The 17,136-nt window shown below is 74.4% G+C and carries 18 protein-coding genes and 1 pseudogene; 9 read left to right on the plus strand and 10 right to left on the minus strand.

Going from position 1 to position 17,136, the window contains the following annotated elements:
- Positions 1-36 precede the first annotated feature (36 nt).
- Positions 37-1,005, plus strand: coding sequence for a DUF8832 domain-containing protein (locus Sco07f_RS13290; protein ID WP_108987955.1), 969 nt, complete (start codon positions 37-39; stop codon positions 1,003-1,005).
- Positions 1,006-1,030: 25 nt separating this feature from the next.
- Here the strand turns inward: Sco07f_RS13290 and Sco07f_RS13295 are convergent, their stop codons facing one another.
- On the minus strand, positions 1,031-1,810 hold the full coding sequence (locus tag Sco07f_RS13295) for a DeoR/GlpR family DNA-binding transcription regulator (RefSeq protein ID WP_054101703.1): 780 nt from the start codon (positions 1,808-1,810) through the stop codon (positions 1,031-1,033).
- 128 nt (positions 1,811-1,938) lie between these two features.
- On the opposite strand from Sco07f_RS13295, the gene Sco07f_RS13300 reads away from it, so the two are divergent.
- Together Sco07f_RS13300 and Sco07f_RS13305 are read left to right on the plus strand one after the other, a co-directional pair.
- Complete coding sequence (locus Sco07f_RS13300; protein WP_007446839.1) at positions 1,939-2,820, plus strand: SIS domain-containing protein; 882 nt, start codon at positions 1,939-1,941, stop codon at positions 2,818-2,820.
- 34 nt (positions 2,821-2,854) lie between these two features.
- A complete protein-coding gene (locus Sco07f_RS13305; RefSeq protein ID WP_007446837.1) occupies positions 2,855-3,736 on the plus strand; it encodes a class II fructose-bisphosphate aldolase in 882 nt (293 codons plus the stop codon).
- Here the strand turns inward: Sco07f_RS13305 and Sco07f_RS13310 are convergent.
- Positions 3,726-4,916 carry a methyltransferase gene (locus tag Sco07f_RS13310; protein WP_434092090.1) on the minus strand — a complete coding sequence of 397 codons (1,191 nt, stop codon included), beginning with the start codon at positions 4,914-4,916 and terminating at the stop codon, positions 3,726-3,728. The two genes, Sco07f_RS13305 and Sco07f_RS13310, sit on opposite strands and share 11 nt — an antisense overlap.
- A 79-nt stretch (positions 4,917-4,995) precedes the next feature.
- Here Sco07f_RS13310 and Sco07f_RS13315 point away from each other — a divergent pair.
- Both Sco07f_RS13315 and Sco07f_RS13325 read left to right on the plus strand, forming a co-directional pair.
- Positions 4,996-5,723 (plus strand): annotated as a pseudogene (locus tag Sco07f_RS13315) (alpha-ketoglutarate-dependent dioxygenase AlkB); the annotation flags it as partial.
- 40 nt (positions 5,724-5,763) lie between these two features.
- Complete coding sequence (locus tag Sco07f_RS13325; protein WP_087792205.1) at positions 5,764-7,002, plus strand: ROK family protein; 1,239 nt, start codon at positions 5,764-5,766, stop codon at positions 7,000-7,002.
- Positions 7,003-7,023: 21 nt separating this feature from the next.
- Here Sco07f_RS13325 and Sco07f_RS13330 read toward each other — a convergent pair whose 3' ends face one another.
- The 5 genes from Sco07f_RS13330 to Sco07f_RS13350 all read right to left on the minus strand — a co-directional run bounded on the left by Sco07f_RS13330 (position 7,024) and on the right by Sco07f_RS13350 (position 10,046).
- Entirely contained in the window at positions 7,024-7,422 is a 399-nt protein-coding gene (locus tag Sco07f_RS13330) for a VOC family protein (protein WP_108987956.1), read from the minus strand.
- Complete coding sequence (locus Sco07f_RS13335) at positions 7,416-7,817, minus strand: tautomerase family protein (RefSeq protein WP_007389875.1); 402 nt, start codon at positions 7,815-7,817, stop codon at positions 7,416-7,418. Before Sco07f_RS13335 ends, Sco07f_RS13330 begins: the two co-directional genes overlap by 7 nt.
- A gap of 106 nt (positions 7,818-7,923) precedes the next feature.
- Positions 7,924-8,832, minus strand: a complete 909-nt coding sequence (locus Sco07f_RS13340) for a phosphotriesterase family protein (RefSeq protein WP_108987957.1) — start codon at positions 8,830-8,832, stop codon at positions 7,924-7,926.
- Entirely contained in the window at positions 8,829-9,416 is a 588-nt protein-coding gene (locus Sco07f_RS13345; RefSeq protein ID WP_108987958.1) for a DUF4865 family protein, read from the minus strand. The genes Sco07f_RS13340 and Sco07f_RS13345 overlap by 4 nt, the downstream gene beginning before the upstream one ends.
- A 42-nt stretch (positions 9,417-9,458) precedes the next feature.
- Positions 9,459-10,046 carry a TetR/AcrR family transcriptional regulator gene (locus tag Sco07f_RS13350; protein ID WP_078581735.1) on the minus strand — a complete coding sequence of 196 codons (588 nt, stop codon included), beginning with the start codon at positions 10,044-10,046 and terminating at the stop codon, positions 9,459-9,461.
- 175 nt (positions 10,047-10,221) lie between these two features.
- On the opposite strand from Sco07f_RS13350, the gene Sco07f_RS13355 reads away from it, so the two are divergent.
- From Sco07f_RS13355 to Sco07f_RS13365, 3 genes are read left to right on the plus strand one after another with little or no spacing between them, the layout of a single operon-like run.
- Positions 10,222-10,506 (plus strand): SHOCT domain-containing protein, encoded by a 285-nt coding sequence (locus Sco07f_RS13355; protein WP_108987959.1) that lies wholly within the window; start codon positions 10,222-10,224, stop codon positions 10,504-10,506.
- Complete coding sequence (locus Sco07f_RS13360; RefSeq protein WP_007446810.1) at positions 10,503-11,252, plus strand: ABC transporter ATP-binding protein; 750 nt, start codon at positions 10,503-10,505, stop codon at positions 11,250-11,252. Before Sco07f_RS13355 ends, Sco07f_RS13360 begins: the two co-directional genes overlap by 4 nt.
- Positions 11,249-13,816 carry an ABC transporter permease gene (locus Sco07f_RS13365; RefSeq protein WP_108987960.1) on the plus strand — a complete coding sequence of 856 codons (2,568 nt, stop codon included), beginning with the start codon at positions 11,249-11,251 and terminating at the stop codon, positions 13,814-13,816. Before Sco07f_RS13360 ends, Sco07f_RS13365 begins: the two co-directional genes overlap by 4 nt.
- 237 nt (positions 13,817-14,053) lie before the next feature.
- Here the strand turns inward: Sco07f_RS13365 and Sco07f_RS13370 are convergent, their stop codons facing one another.
- Positions 14,054-14,602 (minus strand): ATP-binding protein, encoded by a 549-nt coding sequence (locus Sco07f_RS13370; RefSeq protein WP_174855348.1) that lies wholly within the window; start codon positions 14,600-14,602, stop codon positions 14,054-14,056.
- A gap of 185 nt (positions 14,603-14,787) precedes the next feature.
- Positions 14,788-15,111 (minus strand): hypothetical protein, encoded by a 324-nt coding sequence (locus tag Sco07f_RS13375; RefSeq protein ID WP_007446867.1) that lies wholly within the window; start codon positions 15,109-15,111, stop codon positions 14,788-14,790.
- A 359-nt stretch (positions 15,112-15,470) separates the two neighbouring features.
- On the opposite strand from Sco07f_RS13375, the gene cds1 reads away from it, so the two are divergent.
- Positions 15,471-16,595 carry an L-cysteine desulfhydrase Cds1 gene (gene cds1 / locus Sco07f_RS13380; RefSeq protein WP_108987961.1) on the plus strand — a complete coding sequence of 375 codons (1,125 nt, stop codon included), beginning with the start codon at positions 15,471-15,473 and terminating at the stop codon, positions 16,593-16,595.
- Between the two features lie 15 nt (positions 16,596-16,610).
- Here cds1 and Sco07f_RS13385 read toward each other — a convergent pair whose 3' ends face one another.
- A complete protein-coding gene (locus tag Sco07f_RS13385; RefSeq protein ID WP_108987962.1) occupies positions 16,611-17,084 on the minus strand; it encodes an SRPBCC family protein in 474 nt (157 codons plus the stop codon).
- Positions 17,085-17,136 lie beyond the last annotated feature (52 nt).

The raw sequence follows: 17,136 nt of genomic DNA on the forward strand, positions 1-17,136 counted from the left end.
TGAGCTGGAGACCCCGAATTCGAGGAGAGGACCGCCATGCACACCGGACTGAGGATCACCGCGTTCGCCGCCGCACTGGCCGCCACCTTCGGCACCGCCTACGGCGTGGGCAGGGGAGTGGACCCGGTCGTAGCGGAGAGCGAACCCGCGCCGCACGACGAGCACGGCGGGTCAACGGCGCGGCAGCACGGGGACAAGAGCCACGAGGGGCAGGAGAGGACCCCGCCCGGCGGTCTGCAGATCTCCGAGGGCGGATACACCCTCGACCTCGCCACCCCGCGCGTCACCGCCGGCCGGAGCGCCGAACTGCGCTTCACCGTCCGGGACGCGAACGGCGACGCCGTCACCGCGTACCAGCGCGAGCACGACAAGGAACTCCACCTCGTCCTGGCCTCGCGCGACCTGGTCACCTACCGCCACCTGCACCCCACCCGTGCCGCCGACGGCACCTGGAGCACCCCCGTCGACCTGCCCGCGGCGGGCGGCTACCGCGTCTTCGCCGACTTCACCCCGGCGGGCAAGGGAGCGGAGAACCTCACCCTCGGCGCCGACCTGGCCGCCTCCGGCCGCTACCGGCCCGCACGCCTCCCGGTCCCGGACGCCACCGCCCGGACCGACGGCTACGAGGTCGAACTCGCCGGAGCCCTGCACCCCGGCAAGGCGAGCGAGCTGAAGCTGAAGGTGTCCCGCGACGGCGAACCCGTCAACGACCTCCAGCCCTACCTGGGTGCCTACGGCCATCTGGTCGCCCTGCGCTCCGGCGACCTCGCCTACCTGCACGTCCACCCGAACGGCGAACCCGGTGACGGCACCACCGCGCCCGGCCCGGAGGTCTCCTTCACGGCCACCGCGCCCAGCGCCGGCGCCTACCGTCTCTTCCTGGACTTCCGGCACCAGGGCGAGGTCCACACCGCGGCGTTCACCGTGCGCGCCGGATCGGCACCGGGCGCGCAGGAGTCCGCCCCGGCCGCCACGCCGGAGCACGCCGACGGCCACGGACACTGACCGCCGCCGCCCTCAGGGGATGTCCTCAGGCCGTGACGACCCGGACCCCCGCCTCCTCGAACCCCCGCACCAGCTCCGGGTCGGCCGCACCGTCCGTGACCAGCGTGTCCACCGACCCGGTCGCGCAGATCCGGGCGAACGCCCGCCGGCCCAGCTTGCTGGAGTCGGCGGCCACGACCACCCGCTCGGCGCGGTCGCACAGCAGCCGGTTGATCGCGGCCTCCGCCTCGTCGTGGGCCGCGGCACCGTGCGCCACGTCGAAGGCGACGACGCCCAGCACCGCCACGTCGAGGGTCACCTGGCCCAGCACCCCGTCCGCGAGCGGCCCGATCAGCTCGTAGGACTGGGCGCGGGCCACCCCGCCGGTCACCACGATCTTGAACTGCGGCCGGACGGCCAGCTCGTTGGCGATGTTGAGCGCGTTGGTCACCACGGTCAGCGCGGGGGTGCCGGAGGCCAGATCGGCGCGCACGGCCAGGGCGCGCGCCACCTCCGTCGTGGTCGTGCCCCCGGTCAGCCCCACCGCCTCGCCGGGCGCCACTAGCGCGGCGACCGCCTGTGCGACGCGCTGCTTCTCCGAGGCGCGGCGGGCGGTCTTGTAGCGCAGCGGCAGCTCGTACGACACCCCGTGCACCACCGCGCCCCCGCGCGTACGCACGAGCATCTGCTGCTCGGCGAGCCGGTCGAAGTCCCGGCGGATCGTCGCGGCCGAGACCTCGAGCTCGGTCGCCGCCTCCTCGACGTCCAGCCGGCCGCGCTCGACGAGCAGCTCCAGCAGCGCCTTCCAGCGGGCGTCGCGCGACATCCGCGCCTCCGTTCCTCGATCCCCGCCGACCCTAGCGCACCGTACTGTTCCCTCTGATTGCTTGATTGTGCTCGAAAGCTCGCTATATCTTGCAGGAACAATCAATCCGTGTTCGGGGAGTGTGCGACATGACGTATGTCGAGGACGAGCTCAACAGCCAGCCCGAGTGCTGGACGCGCGCCGCCGGGGAGGCGGCACGCCACACGGCGGCGCTGCCCGCGGCGGGGGAGCGGGTGGCGATCGTCGGATGCGGCACCTCGTACTTCATGGCGCAGTCGGCGGCGGCCCTGCGCGAGGACGCGGGCCTCGGCGAGACGGACGCCTTCGCGGCCTCCGAGTTCCCCCGGGGGCGGGCGTACGACCGGGTCGTGGCCCTCACCCGCTCCGGCACCACCACCGAAGTACTGGAGCTGCTCACGGAGCTGAAGGGCCGTACGCGCACCGTCGCCCTCACCGCCGACCCGGAGACGCCGGTGATGACCGCCGCCGACGACGTGGTCGTCCTCGACTACGCCGACGAACGGTCCGTCGTGCAGACGCGGTTCGCGACCACCGCGCTCACGCTGCTCCGCGCCCACCTCGGCCTGCACACCGACGCCGTCGTCGCCGACGCCCGTGCCGCGCTCGCCGCCGACCTGCCCGAAGGGCTCGTGGAGCGCACCCAGTTCACCTTCCTGGGCCGGGGCTGGACCGTCGGACTGGCCAACGAGGCGGGCCTGAAGATGCGCGAGGCCTCCCTGTCCTGGACCGAGGCCTACCCGGCGATGGAGTACCGGCACGGCCCCATCAGCATCAGCACGACGGGCACGGCGACCTGGATGTTCGGGGAGGCGCCCGAAGGGCTGGCCGAGCAGGTCCGGGAGACCGGCGCGACGTGGGTGCCCGCGGCGCTGGATCCGCTGGCCGAACTGGTCCGCGCCCAGCGGCTCGCCGTCGCCGTCGCCACCGCCCGCGGTCTCGACCCGGACCGGCCGCGCCATCTGACCCGCTCGGTCATCCTCGCCCCCTGACGCCCACGCCCGAAGCCCGGGAAGGAACCAGACCGTGCCCCTCGCCACCACCGGCGACCTGGTCGGCCGCGCCGCGGCCGGCCGCTCCGCCGTCGCCGCCTTCAACGTCATCACCCTGGAGCACATCGAGGCCGTCGTCGCCGGCGCCGAGTCCGTGGGGATGCCCGTGGTCCTCCAGGTCAGCGAGAACGCCGTGAAGTACCGCTACGGCCGCCTGCTGCCCCTGGCCCGCGCGGCCGTCTCCGCCGCCGAGGGCGCCGCCGTGCCCGTCGCCCTGCACCTCGACCACGTCCAGAGCGACGGCCTGCTGCGCCAGGCCGCGGACGCCGGGTTCAGCTCCGTGATGTACGACGCCGCCCGGCTGCCGTACGCGGAGAACCTCGCGGCGACCCGGGCCGCCGCCGACTGGGCGCACGCCCAGGGGCTGTGGATCGAGGCCGAGTTGGGAGAGGTCGGCGGCAAGAACGGCGCCCCGCCGCTCGACGCCCACGCGCCCGGCGCCCGCACCGACCCCGCCGAGGCACACGCCTACGTCGCCGACTCCGGCGTGGACGCCCTCGCGGTCGCCGTCGGCAGCTCCCACGCGATGACGACGCGCACCGCGGCCCTCGACCACGACCTGCTCAAGGAACTGTCCGGCGCCCTGGACGTGCCGCTCGTCCTGCACGGCTCCTCCGGGGTGCCGGACGGCGAACTCACCGCGGCCGTCGCGGGCGGCATCGCCAAGGTCAACGTCGGCACCGCGCTCAACATCGCCATGACCGGCGCGATCAGGGAGCATCTCGCCGCACGCCCCGACGCGGTCGACTCGCGCGGCTACCTCACCGCGGGGAGGGAGGCCATGGCCCGGACGGTGGCGACGCTCATCCAGGTGGTCGCGCGGACCGCCCCCGCCTCCCCTCCGGCTACTCCTTGACCGCCTTCAGCACCACGAACTTCCGGTCGCCCGCCACCAGCCGGCTGTTGCCGAACAGGCGCCGCAGCTTGACGTGGTAGCCCAGGTGCCGGTTGCCGACGACCCACAGTTCGCCGCCGGGGCGCAGCACCCGCCGCGCCCCGGTGAACATCCGCCACGCCGTGGCGTCGGTCGTCGCCTGGTGGGAGTGGAAGGGCGGGTTGTTGAGCACCAGGCCGACACTGCCGTCCGGCACCCCGGCCAGCCCGTCGCCCACCCGGAACTCCGCCCGGCCCGCGACCTCGTTCGCCCGGTACGTCGCCTCCGCCGAGGCCACCGCCTGGAACGACTCGTCGGTGAACAGCACCTCCGCGTCCGGATCGGCCAGGGCCACCGCCGTGCCGACCACACCGTTGCCGCAGCCGAGGTCCACGACCCGCCCGACACCCCTGGTGTCCGGCAGGTGCCGCAGGAAGAAGCGGGTGCCGACGTCGAGGCGGTCGGCGCAGAAGACCCCGGCGTGGTTGACGACGGGGCGGCCGGCGAGCGGCCCGATCTCGTCGGGCAGCCGGTAGGCGAGTGGCCAGGGGTTGGCCGGCCGCCGCAGCGCGGGATCGGGCTCCGCGAAGATCAGCCGGGCCTTCTTCACGGCCAAGGAGGTCCGGGTCGGGCCGACGATCCGTTCGAACAGCCGGAGCGTCGAGGTGTGGATCTCCTTCACCATCCCGGTGCCGACCACGACCGTGCCCCCGTGCAGCGCGGGCGCCAGCCGCAGCAACTGGTCCTCCAGCAGCGCCAGGCTCTTCGGCACCCGCACCAGCAGCACGTCCACCCGGTCCGGCGGCGGGTCCTGCGTGGTGAGCAGACGCACCGAGCCCGGCTCGGCACCGGCGCGCGCCAGGTTGGCCCGGGTCGCCTCCCGCGCGAGGTGGGAGTCGGTGATCTGCACCGGCCGGTGCGCGGCCAGCGCCGTCACCAGCGCTCCCCAGCGGTCACCGACGACCACGACCGTGCCGTCCAGCGGGACCTTCCGCTCCGCAAGGTGCCCCAGCAGGTACTCGTCGGAGGCGTCCCAGGCACGGAGCCGGTCACGCGGGTCCTCGGGATGGCGGGACAGCACGTGCTCGCCCCAGGGCGTGGTCATGCGGTCGCCGCTGCCGTTCGTACTGTCGCTGCGGTCGTTCGTGCTGCGGTCGTTCATCGTGTGTCCAGGCTAGCCGAGCGCCGGCCCGGTGCTGGTCGCGCCCGGTGGGGCCGCTCCCGGAGGCAGGACGGAGGGCATGGACGCCGAGCTGTTCCCCAGGGCCCGCGCCGGGCCCGCGCCCGGCGCCGTCCCCGTGCCGGACCGGCCGGCCCCGGGACGGCAGCGCGAGCTGCTGGACGCCTGCGGCGCCCGGGCCCGCCCCCGGCCGGACCGCGCACGGTGCGCGCCCCCGGCGGCGGCACGATGACCGCCCGGCAGGCCTGCCGGGGCCGTCACTGGTCCCCGTACGGTTACGCCCCCACCGCCGTCGACGGCGACGGCGCCCCGGTCAAGCCCTTCCCGGCCCGGCTCGACGACCTCGCCCGCCGGGCGGTGACCGACGCGCTGGGCGCCGACGCGCTGCCACCCGCCCCGTACGACATCGCGCCGGTCAACTTCTACGACCCCGACGCCCGCATGGGCACGCACCGCGACGCGGACGAGCGCGCCGACGCCCCCGCGGTCTCCCGCAGCCTCGGCGACACCTGCGTCTTCCGCATCGGCAACCCGAGACCCGCACCCGCCCTGAAGGCCTGTCCGGCGGATCATGCCGCAGACGCGGGGACAGGGTGCCCCGTCCTTCCCGCGACCTGATCCGCCGGACGGCCCCACACCGGCACCGAGCCGCGCAGCGGCGACCTGTTCGTCTTCGGCGGCCCGTCCCGGCTCGCGTACCACGGGGTGCCGAGGGTGCACCCGGGCACCGCGCCACCCGAGTTGGGACTCGCCGGGCGGCTGGACATCACGCCCCGGGTCAGCGGCCTCCGGGCCCGCGCCACGGACGGATCATGGGAGACTCCCCCTCATGAGCGGCAAGGCGGACCCCCGGGCGGCGGGGGAAGGGACCACCTCGAGGACGCGGCTGGACCGGGGGCGCGCTGCGCTCGGACCCGCGTTGGAGCTCGTGCACACCGGACGCGCCCCCACCCGGGCCGTCCTCACCGCGGAACTGGGCGTGACCCGGGCCACGGCCGGCGCGGTCGCCGCCGAACTGGAGGCGCTCGGCCTGATCCGCGTGGACGCCAGGCCCGGGGCCGCCGCCGGTTCCCAGGGCCGTCCCTCGCACCGTCTCGCGGTCGCCGAGGACGGCCCCGTCGCCCTCGCCGCCCAGATCCACGCCGACGGCTTCCGTGCGGCCCTGGTCGGTCTCGGCGGCCGGATCGTCGCCACCGCGCCCGGCTGCGAGGTCGTCGACGCCGATCCGGCGAAGGTGCTGGGCTCCGTCGTCGAGGCGGGCGCGGAGCTGCTGCGGCAGACCGGGCGGCGCTGCGTCGGCGCCGGGCTCGCCGTGCCGTCCGCCGTCGCGGAACCGGAGGGCCTGGCCCTGAACCCGCTGCACTTGGCCTGGCCGGCCGGCGCGCCCGTGCGGGAGATCTTCGCGCAGCAGGTGCGCGCCGCGGGCATCGAGGGACCCGCCTTCGCCGCCAACGACGTCAACCTCGCCGCCCTCGCCGAGCACCGCCACGGCGCCGGACGCGGCGCCCGCGACCTGCTGTGCGTCGCCACCGGCCACCGCGGCGTCGGTGGCGCCCTGGTCCTCGACGGCCGCCTGCACACCGGCAGTTCCGGGCTCGCCCTGGAGGTCGGCCACCTCGCCGTCAACCCCGAGGGCCGTCCCTGCCACTGCGGCAGCCGCGGCTGCCTGGACGTGGAGACCGACCCGCTGGCCTTCCTCACGGCGGCCCGGCGCGAACCGGGACCCGAGGTGTCCCTGCTCCAGCAGTCCTACGACCTGATCCGCGAGCACTACACCGACCCGGCCGTCCGCACCGCCACCGAGACCCTCATCGACCGCCTCGGCCTGGGTCTCGCCGGACTGGTGAACATCCTCAACCCGGACCGCATCGTCCTCGGCGGGCTCCACCGGGCGCTCCTCGACGCCGACCCCGAGCGGCTGCGCGCGGTCGTCGCCGGGCGCAGTCTGTGGGGCCAGAGCGGCGGGGTGCCGATCCTGCCCTGCGGACTCGACCACAACAGCCTGGTCGGCGCGGCCGAGTTGGCCTGGCAGCCGGTCCTGGACGACCCGCTGGGCGTCCCGGCGTAGGCGGCCGGACGTGCCCGCACCTCAGGGCGCGGGCCGGTCTCCGCCGCTCGGGGCGTGGCTGAGGTCGACGACGCAGAAGATGTTGCCGTCCGGGTCGGCCAGGACGACGAAGTCGGGGTCGGGCGGGTACAGCTCCCACTCGACGGCCCGCGCGCCGAGGCCGATCAGGCGTCGCACCTCCGCCCGCTGCTCCCCGGCCGAGTCCGTGAACAGGTCGAGGTGGAGACGGGGCCGGGGCTCGGGCGGCGAGTCGCTGCGCAGCAGGCCGAGGGCGCGCCCCGAGCCGTCCGCGTACTCGAGCGTCCGCCACGTCTCGCTCTGCCACTCGTCCGCGGCCACCAGGGGCAGCGCCGCCGTCCAGAACGCGACCGCGCGGGGGAGGTCCGTGACACCGATGACGGGGATTCCGAGTCTCAGCATGATCCCGACCCTACGTACTGCGCCAGCCCGTTGCCCAGCGACCAGTCCGCGGAGGTGTTCTCGGTCAGGGTGACGAAGACGTTGCGGGGGTCCGTGCCCGCGTACTCCTCGGCGAGCCGGGCGATCCGGCCGTACAGCGCCTCCTTCTGCCGGGTCGTCCGGCCCGCCCGCATCGTGATCGCCACGAACACGATGCCCTCGTCCCGGTGCACGCCGAGGTAGTCGTCGTAGCGCAGGGTGCCGCCTGCGGGGTCGTGGGCGGTCAGGACCTGGAAGCGGTCGTCGGACGGGATGCCGAGGGTCTCGACCAGGGCGTCGTGGACGGCCCGGCCGAGCGCGTCGAGCCGGCCGGTGCCGGTGCGGCCACCGTGCGCGTCGATGCGGACGAAGGGCATGAAGGGGTCTCCCGTCGAGTGGGGGCCGGTGTGCGGAGCGGACACGTCGGAAGGCGGCCGGTGTCGGGGGCGGACGCCTCGGGGGCGCCGGTGTGCGGGGCGGACGTCAGCGCCAGTCGGCGGCGAACGCCCGCGCGGGGTTCTCGGTGAGCACGCGCCGCACCAGCTCCTCGCCCACGGCGGCCGCCAGCCGGGGAACCACACGGCGCAGCAGGTACGGCATCCCCGGGCCGCCGTGCACCGAGCGGGCGGCCGCGGTCGTCGTGTCGCCGCCGAGCAGCAGCCGATCGCCGAACCCCGCCTCGGCAAGGTCTCGCACGGCGTCCGGCATCCGCCAGTCCGTGGCGTGGTGCGCCCGCGACGGCCCGTCGAAGGCCAGCCAGCACCCCGACGCGGCGGCCTGCCGGTGGACCACGGGGTCGGGGGAGCGGTTGAGGTGACCGAGGATCACCCGTTCCGCCGGCACCCCCGACTCGCCGCACAGCAGGTCCAGCACGTCCAAGGCGCCCGTACCCAGCTCCAGGTGCACGGCGATCGGCGCTCCCGTCGCGTGGTGCGCCTCGGCCGCCGCCGACATGGTCCACCGCGCGTGCGCGTCGAGCGCGTGGAAACCGCCCGCCACCTTGATCAGTCCCGCGCGCACGCCCGACGTCCCGATGCCCCGCGTCAGTTCGGCGACGAAGACGTCGGCGGCACGGCCCCGCAGCGCCGCGAGTGTGTCCTCGTCGTAGTGGACGTCCTGGTGCAGCCCCGTCGCGGCCACCACGTGGACGCCGGTCTCCCGGGACAGGGCCGGCAGGTCGGCGGCCCGCCGCCCCAGCCCGTACGGCGTCCACTGCACCACCGCGCCGCCGCCCCGCTCCCGGAACGCGGCCAGCTCCGCCCGGGCCGCCGCCGCGTCGCGCAGCTCCTCGCCGGGCAGCCGGGGACTGGCGAAGAACAGGTGGTCGTGGGCGTCGCACACACCCAGCTCCGCGCCGCCGACGTCCCCGAGGACCGTGCGGACGGCGCTCACCACTGACGTCCCCTCGCCAGCAGACCCCGCCCCGGCTCCGACAGGTGCAGCACCCGGAAGACCTCGCCCTCCACGCCGTCCGGCGCGTCGCCCGCGTGCAGCGAGAAGTGCACCAGCTCCCAGCACCCGGTGTCCACGACCGCCGCCGCGAGCAGCGCCCCGTCCACGGCCGAAAGCCGTCCGGTCTCCCGCACCGCGTCCGCCGCCGCCTCCGACAGCGGTACGCCTTCCGGCACCGGCCGCCGCCGCACGACCGCCACCCGCGCGGGAGATCCGGCGGGGCCGCCCTCCTCGTACGCCAGGCCCGTCCACTGCCGGACCGCGGGCCGGCCGAAGTCGTCGGTGGGCCGCTGGAAGGCGCCCTCCCAGAGGAAGGAGTTCATGCCCTCCACGGTGTGCCACAGGTAGAACGGCGCGTACTGGTTGACCGGCGAGCCGTCCCCGCCGCGCTCCCGGACCAGGTACGCCTTGAGTCCGAGCCCGGGCCAGTCGTCCAGCAGGTGCCCGGTGCGGGCCACCCGCTCCCTGATGGCGTCCATCGGGTAGTCGGCGGGCAGGGTGAAGGTGTACTGCATGGCATGCACGGTTCGTGACTCCTCCGGTCCTCTCGGGTGGTGCCGGCTGCGCTACCGCAGGACGGACTTCGGCGGCTTGAGCAGCGACAGCAGTCCCCGGACGCCCGCGTCGAAGGCGGCGGGGGAGCCGGACGCGCGGGCCAGGACGTAGCCTCCCTGCACGGTCGCGACGACCGCCGCCGCGATCTCCTCGCCGTCCAGCCACGGCGCGAACTCGCCCTGTTCCCGGCCCTCCTCGACCAGCTGGGCGATCTGCTCCCGCAGCCAGTCGAGGGTCTCGTCCACGGGGGCGCGCAGGGTGTCGTCCGCGATCACGTCCGGGTCCATCGTCAGACGGCCGACCGGGCACCCGCGCAGCACGTCCCGCTCGCGCCGCAGATACGCCTCGATGCGCTCGTACGGGGTCCCCGGACCGTCCAGCACGGCACCGGCCGCGGCCCGCATCTCCCTTGCCGTGCGCCGGATCGCGGCGAGCGCGAGATCGGGCTTGCCCTTGAAGTGGTGGTACATGCTGCCCTGCCCGGCCTCGGCCCGCTCAAGGATGGCCTTGGGGCTGGTGCCCACGTACCCCCGCTCCCACAACAACTCGCGCGTCGACTCGATCAGGCGTTCCGAGGTGCTCATGAGAGCACTGTACATACTAGTAGTTACAGACGTCGAGAGGTCGACCGGGACCGGGGAAGCAGACGCGGACCTCCGAAGTACTCCCCGGGGGGTACGCACACTGCCGCTGGCCGTACGACGACCCGGACCCCCTCCCGGAGTCAGGCTCGGAAGCGACACAAGGGACATCGCGACCGAGGAGTTGGACGACATGGAGACCCTGGCACAGTTCGGAGACGGCGGGCCCGGCCCGTGGATCCTGCTCTTCCCGGTGATCTGGGCACTGGTCATCGGCGGCGTCATCACCCTGCTGCGCCGCACGGTGTGGCGCGGACGCCGCGGTCCCGGGCGGCCGCGCGCCGTCGAGGACAACTCGCCCATCACGGTGCTCGGCCATCGCTTCGCCTCCGGCGAGATCGACGAGGACGAGTACTGGCGCCGGCTGTCCGTGCTGGACGAGCAGTTCGGCCGGACCGGCAAGGGCGGTGCGGCATGACCGCGACGACCGTCACCCGGGCCGCCGCCCGGGTCGTGGACGCCGTGAAGGTGTACGGCGGTGGCGACACCGCCGTACGCGCCCTCGACGGCGTCAGCGTCGGCTTCCCGGCCGGCCGCTTCACCGCCATCATGGGCCCCTCCGGCTCCGGCAAGTCCACCCTGATGCACTGCGCCGCCGGGCTCGACACCCTCACCTCGGGCGCCGCGCACATCGGCGACACCGACCTCGGAACCCTCGACGACCGCCGGCTCACCCTGCTGCGCCGCGACCGCGTCGGCTTCGTCTTCCAGGCCTTCAACCTGGTGCCGACGCTGACCGTCGCCGAGAACATCACCCTCCCCCTCGACCTCGCCGGACGGCGGGGCGACACCGAATGGGTCGACGCGCTGATCGACGTCGTCGGACTGCGCGACCGCCTCCACCACCGCCCCGCCGAACTCTCCGGCGGACAGCAGCAACGCGTCGCCGTGGCCCGCGCCTTCGCGGGACGGCCCGACGTGGTCTTCGCCGACGAGCCCACCGGCAACCTCGACTCCCGCTCCGGCGGCGAGGTGCTCGGCCTCCTCGGCCGCACCGTCCGGCAGACCGGCCGCACGGTCGTCATGGTCACCCACGACCCCGTCGCCGCCGCCCACGCGGACGAGGTCGTCTTCCTCGCCGACGGACGCCTCGTCGACCGCATGGACGCGCCGACCGCCGACAGGGTCCTGGACCGGATGAAAGCCTTCGAGGTGCCGTCGTGAACGCCCCCGTCCCCGTCCGTCTGAGCGTCTCCTCGCTCAGGGCCCACAAGCGCCGCTTCGCCGGGACCTTCCTCGCCGTGGTCCTCGGCGTCGCCTTCCTGGCCGGCACCCTGGTCATGGGCGACACGCTCCGCGCGAGCTTCGACAGCATGTTCGGCAACGCCGCCGGCGGCACCGACGCCGTGGTGCGCAGTGCGGACGCCATCACCACACCGGGCGAGAGCCAGGGCGTACGGCAGCCGGTCGGCACCGAGCTGGTGCGGACCCTGGAGCGGGTGGACGGCGTCGCCGCCGTCGCCCCCAGCATCCAGGGCGCGGGTCAGCTCGTCGGCGCGAACGGCGACCCGATCGGCGGCCAGGGTCCGCCCACCCTGGCCGGCAACTGGATCACCGATCCCGAGCTGAACCCGTACCGCCTGGCCGAGGGCCGCGCCCCGCAGAAGTCCGGCGAGGTCGTCGTCAACCGCGGCACCGCCGAGAAGGGCGGCCTGGCGATCGGCGACACCACCACCCTGCGCACCCCCGACCCCGTCGAGGTCACGATCGTCGGACTCGCCACCTTCGGCGGCGAGGACGGCATGGCCCAGGTGACCTACACCGGCATGACCCGCGCCGACGCCGAGAAGTACCTCACCGCGCGGCCGGGCGAGGCGGCGAGCATCCAGGTGCGGGCCGGGCCGGGCGTCGGCCAGCGGGAACTCGTCGACCGGCTCGCCCCCGTACTGCCCGACGGCGTCGAGGCAATCACGGGGCAGGAGTCGGCGGCGGAGAACACCGACATGATCTCCAGCCAGTTCCTGACCCTGTTCACCACGTTCCTGCTCGTCTTCTCCGGCATCGCCCTGCTGGTCGCGACCTTCTCGATCCACAACACCTTCGCCATCGTGGTCGCCCAGCGAACCCGGGAGAACGCCCTGCTGCGCGCCCTCGGCGCCTCCCGCGGGCAGGTCACCGCCGCCACCCTCGTCGAGGCGGCCGCCGTGGCGGTGACCGCGTCCGCCGCCGGGCTCGCGGGCGGCATCGGCATCGCGGCCGGACTCCAGGCCCTCTTCCCGGCGATCGGCTTCCCCTTCCCCGAAGGCGCCCTGGTGATCAGCGCGCTGTCGCTGCTGCTCCCGCTCGCCGTCGGCGTCGTGGTCTGCCTCGGCTCCGCCCTGCTGCCCGCGGCCCGGGCCGGGCGCACCGCACCCCTGGCCGCGCTGCGCGAGACGGCCGTCGACACCTCCGGCGCCTCCCGTGCCCGTGCGGTCACCGGCACGGCGCTGCTCGCGCTCGCCCTCGCGGTGACGCTCGCCGGGGTCCTGCTCTCCCCGTCGGTCTGGTCGGCGGCAGCGGGCGCCGTCCTCACCCTGGTCTCCTTCGTGGTGCTCGGGCCGGTCGCCTCCAGCGCCGCCGTACGCGTCCTGGGGGCCCCGCTGGACCGGCTGCGCGGCGTCACCGGCGTCCTCGCCCGGCGCAATGCCCTGCGCAGCCCCAAGCGCACGGCGGCCACCGCCGGGGCGCTGATGATCGGCGTGGCGGTCGTGTCGCTGTTCACGGTGTTCGGCGCCTCGCTCAAGGCGACCATGGACCAGACCGTCTCCCGGTCCTTCGCGGGCGACGTCGCCGTCAGCGCGCCGTCCTTCGGCGCGGGCGGCAGCGGCCTCAGCCCGCGGCTGGCGGGCGCGGTCCAGGAACTGCCCGAGGTGGACACCGCCGTCGGCCTGGGCAGGGGCGTCGCGGAAGTGGACGGCGAGGGGCGGGCGCTGACCGTCACCGACCCGGCCGCCCTGCACCGCACCTTCGACCTGGGTACCGTCCACGGCTCACTGGACGGCCTCGGCACCGACGGCATCGCGGTCACCGAGAGCGAGGCGGACAAGCAGGGTCTGGCCACGGGTGACACCACACGCCTCACCTTCACCGACGGGCGCAGCGCGGACTTCACCGTCCGCGCGGTCTACGGGCAGTCCGAACTCGCCGGCGACTACGTCATCACCCGCGCGGCCTGGGCCCCGCACCGCACCCAGGACTCCGACACCCTGGTCGCCGTCGCCTTCGAGGACGGCGTGAGTGCGGAGGCGGGCAAGGCGGCGGTCGAGAAGGTCGCCGGCCAGTACGGCAACCCGGAGGTGCAGACCCGTGACGAGTACGCCGAGTCCTCGGCGGGCGGCATCGACATGATGCTGACCCTCGTCTACGCGCTGCTCGCCCTCGCGGTGCTCATCGCCCTGCTCGGCATCGCCAACACCCTGACCCTGGCGGTCCACGAGCGCACCCGCGAACTCGGGCTGCTGCGCGCCGTCGGGCAGACCCGGGCCCAGCTGCGGGCCATGGTCCGCTGGGAGTCCGTCCTGGTCGCCGCCTTCGGCACGGTCGGCGGGCTCGGCCTCGGCGCCTTCCTCGGCTGGGTCCTCGTGGCGGCCTCCGACGGCGCCTCGGACAGCGCCTTCGCCTTCGCCGTGCCGCCCGTGCGGCTCGCGGTGGTGGCCGTGGTAGGCCTCGCGGCCGGCGCCCTGGCGGGCCTGCGCCCGGCCCGGCGGGCATCCCGCCTGGACGTACTGCGCGCCGTCGCCACCGAGTAGCCCGCGCCGGCCCGGCGAACCTCCGGCGAACCCGGCCGCCGGTGCGGCACCCGCCACGGCGCGTGCCGCACCGGCGCGCGGGGCCGGACGGCGGGTGCGAACACGCCGGACGGCCGACGCACCGTCAGGGCCGGTACCGGTCGGGCCGGTTGCCGGCCGCCCCGGACGCGAATCCGCGTTCCGGACGTCGCCGGGACCGTGACGCACGGCCCGCGGCAGCGGACGGTCACCGCCCGGTCAGCCGACAACGGCCGACCGGGCGGGAGCGGGTTGGGGGCTGCCGAGGTCGACCGGGTGCTCGACCTCCGCGAAGGCGGCGGCCGGTACCTCCTCGACCAGACGGCGCGGCGGACGCGCCGACACGGGTGGCGCAGTGGGCGGCGCCGGGGTGACGGCCGTAGGGAGGGTGAACCAGACGACCTTGCCCGATTCGCCCTCCGGCCGGGCGCCCCAGCTCTCGCTCATCGCGGCCACCATGGCCAGCCCCCGCCCGCAGGTCGCGAGTGGCTCGGCGTCGTCCACGACGGGCAGTCGCGGATCGTGGTCGCGCACCGAGACCGTGAGCCGGTCCAGGAGCAGTTCCACCTCCACGGTGCACGTCTTGTCCGGCCGGGCATGCAGGTGGACGTTGGTCAACAACTCCGTCACGCCGAGCACCGCCCGGTCGATCAGGAGATCCATATGCCAGTAGCGCAATTGCGCAGATACGATTCTGCGGACCTGGCCGATCCGCGACGGCAGGGCTTGCAGCTCCACCGTGCAATGTCTGCTTGGGTGACTGATCACGGCTGCGACTCCCCGACATAGAGGTCCGGAAGAACACGGAGTTCGGATCCAGCGAGGCGCACACGGCGCACGCCGCCCGCTGTCATGGCCGGCGGGCTGGTTCGCAGCGTTATCGCCGGTAAACCCAGAGTGACGTGAGACCAGCGTGACGCAAGGGGTTCGGCACCGCAAGTTACGGACATCTCTCAGACGCGGCGTCCGGCCGCCCTGCGCACCGCCTCGATGAACCGCCGGGCGGCGGGCGGACCCGGCTCGCCGGGGGCGGGGTCGCGCTCGCCGAGGGTCAGCAGGTACCGCTTGCCGTTGAGATCGGCCAGCGCGCGGTCCTCGGGGCCGAACCACGGGCGGGAGGCCCGCACCGCCTGCACCGGGGCGCTGTCTATCTCGCTGCCGTAACTGGTGAGCAGCTCGACCCGGCCACCGCTGATCCGGACCGTCCCGGCCCGGGTGAGTGACCGCAGCCGTTTGCCGATCCGCACCCCCGTGGCCCTGAACTCCGGCTCCGCCATGGCCGTCGCCCCCTCGTGCGCGTCGGTTGCCGGACCGTGCACCGACCGCGATGCTCCCGGTACCGGCTCGTGTCGTGCTCCAGTGTGCGCCCGCGACCGGAATCCGGTCCCGCCGCTGGCAGTCTGCCCGCACCGCGCCCCGAGCACCAGTACGCGCCGCCCCTTTCCGGAGGCGACCGGAGCACGCGCGCGAATGCGCCCCCCACCGCGCCCCCACCGCTTCCACGGCGTCGCCCCAGGGGTGCCTTTGAGGCCCCCAAAGAGGTGTTTATGCAGGTGAGAAGCGTGTGCAAGGTGTTTATGATCGAGCTGTCGGCCGCGCTGTCCGCCGTCGGCGCGCAGCGTAAGGAGCCCCCGAAGTGAGCACTTCCCAGCAGACCGGCACCGGCGCCACCCTGGACGTCGACCACAGCGACGCCGCCTACCGCGCCTGGCTCAAAGAGGCCGTCCGCAAGGTCCAGGCCGACGCCAACCGCTCGGCCGACACCCATCTGCTCCTCTTCCCGCTCCCGGAGCGCTGGGGCATCGACCTGTACCTGAAGGACGAGTCGACCCACCCGACCGGCAGCCTCAAGCACCGCCTCGCCCGCTCCCTCTTCCTCTACGGTCTGTGCAACGGCTGGATCCGGCCGGACCGGCCGGTGATCGAGGCGTCCAGCGGCTCGACGGCCGTGTCCGAGGCGTACTTCGCCAAGCTGATCGGCGTGCCCTTCGTCGCCGTCATGCCCCGCACGACGAGCACCGAGAAGATCCGCCTGATCGAGTTCCACGGCGGACGGTGCCACTTCGTGGACGACTCCCGGCGGATGTACGAGGAATCCGCCCGCCTCGCGGCGGAGACCGGCGGCCACTACATGGACCAGTTCACCTACGCCGAACGCGCCACCGACTGGCGCGGCAACAACAACATCGCCGAGTCGATCTTCCGCCAGCTGCGCCTGGAACGGTACCCCGAGCCCTCCTGGATCGTCGCCACGGCCGGCACCGGCGGCACCTCGGCGACCCTCGCCCGCTACGTCCACTACATGCAGTTCGACACCCGCGTCTGCGTGGCCGACCCGGACAACTCCTGCTTCTTCGAGGGCTGGACCACCGGCGATCCCGACGTGTCCTGCGACCACGGCTCCCGGATCGAGGGCATCGGCCGGCCCCGGATGGAACCGAGCTTCGTGCCCGGCGCGATCGACCGCATGATGAAGGTGCCCGACGCGGCGAGCGTCGCGGCCGTACGGGCCCTGGAGCACGTCATCGGCCGCAAGGCGGGCGGCTCCACGGGCACCGGCCTGTGGAGCGCGCTGAAGATCGTCGCCGAGATGGTGGCCAAGGGGGAGCGGGGCAGCGTCGTGACGCTGCTGTGCGACCCGGGGGACCGGTACCTCGACAAGTACTACTCGGACGCCTGGCTCGCCGAACAGGGCCTCGACATCGAGCCGTACACGGCGGCGATCGAGTCCCTGCTGCGCACGGGCACCTGGCCCCGCTGACCACGTCCGTGCGGGCTACGGCCGCCGCAGCCGCAGGTCCAGCGACCCGACCGCGGCCCGGAAGGCCCGTCCCAGCCCCGGACGCGCCCGGTCGAGCACGAAACGGAACGGCGCGGTGCCGTCCGCCGCGAACGTCCACCGCACCCGTGTCCCGATACCGGCCGGCGCCAGCCACCACTCCTCCAGCATCGCCCGGGCGCCCGGCACGTTGGTGACGTCGACGCGGCAGGCGTACACCTCGGGCCGCTCGGCCGCCAGCACCGTCTCCACGAAACGCATACCGCCCCTGAGCCGGATCTCGCGCCCCGCCCCGTCACCGATGGGCCGGGCGGACGTCACCGCCGAGAACCAGGCCGGCCAGCCGGGCACCTCCTCGGCCAGGGCCCGGAAGACCGCGTCCGGAGCGGCCGAGACGTCGCGCGCGAAGACCAGGCGTACCGGCGCCGTCTCGACGAAGTCGAGACCCACCGGACGCAGACGGCGAGCCATGACCACCACCCCCTGGTGCGAAGCCGCGCGTGCGGACGATCGGCCGGGTGGC

This window comes from Streptomyces coelicoflavus, assembly GCF_003112555.1.
GTDB classification, from domain to species: Bacteria; Actinomycetota; Actinomycetes; order Streptomycetales; family Streptomycetaceae; genus Streptomyces; species Streptomyces coelicoflavus.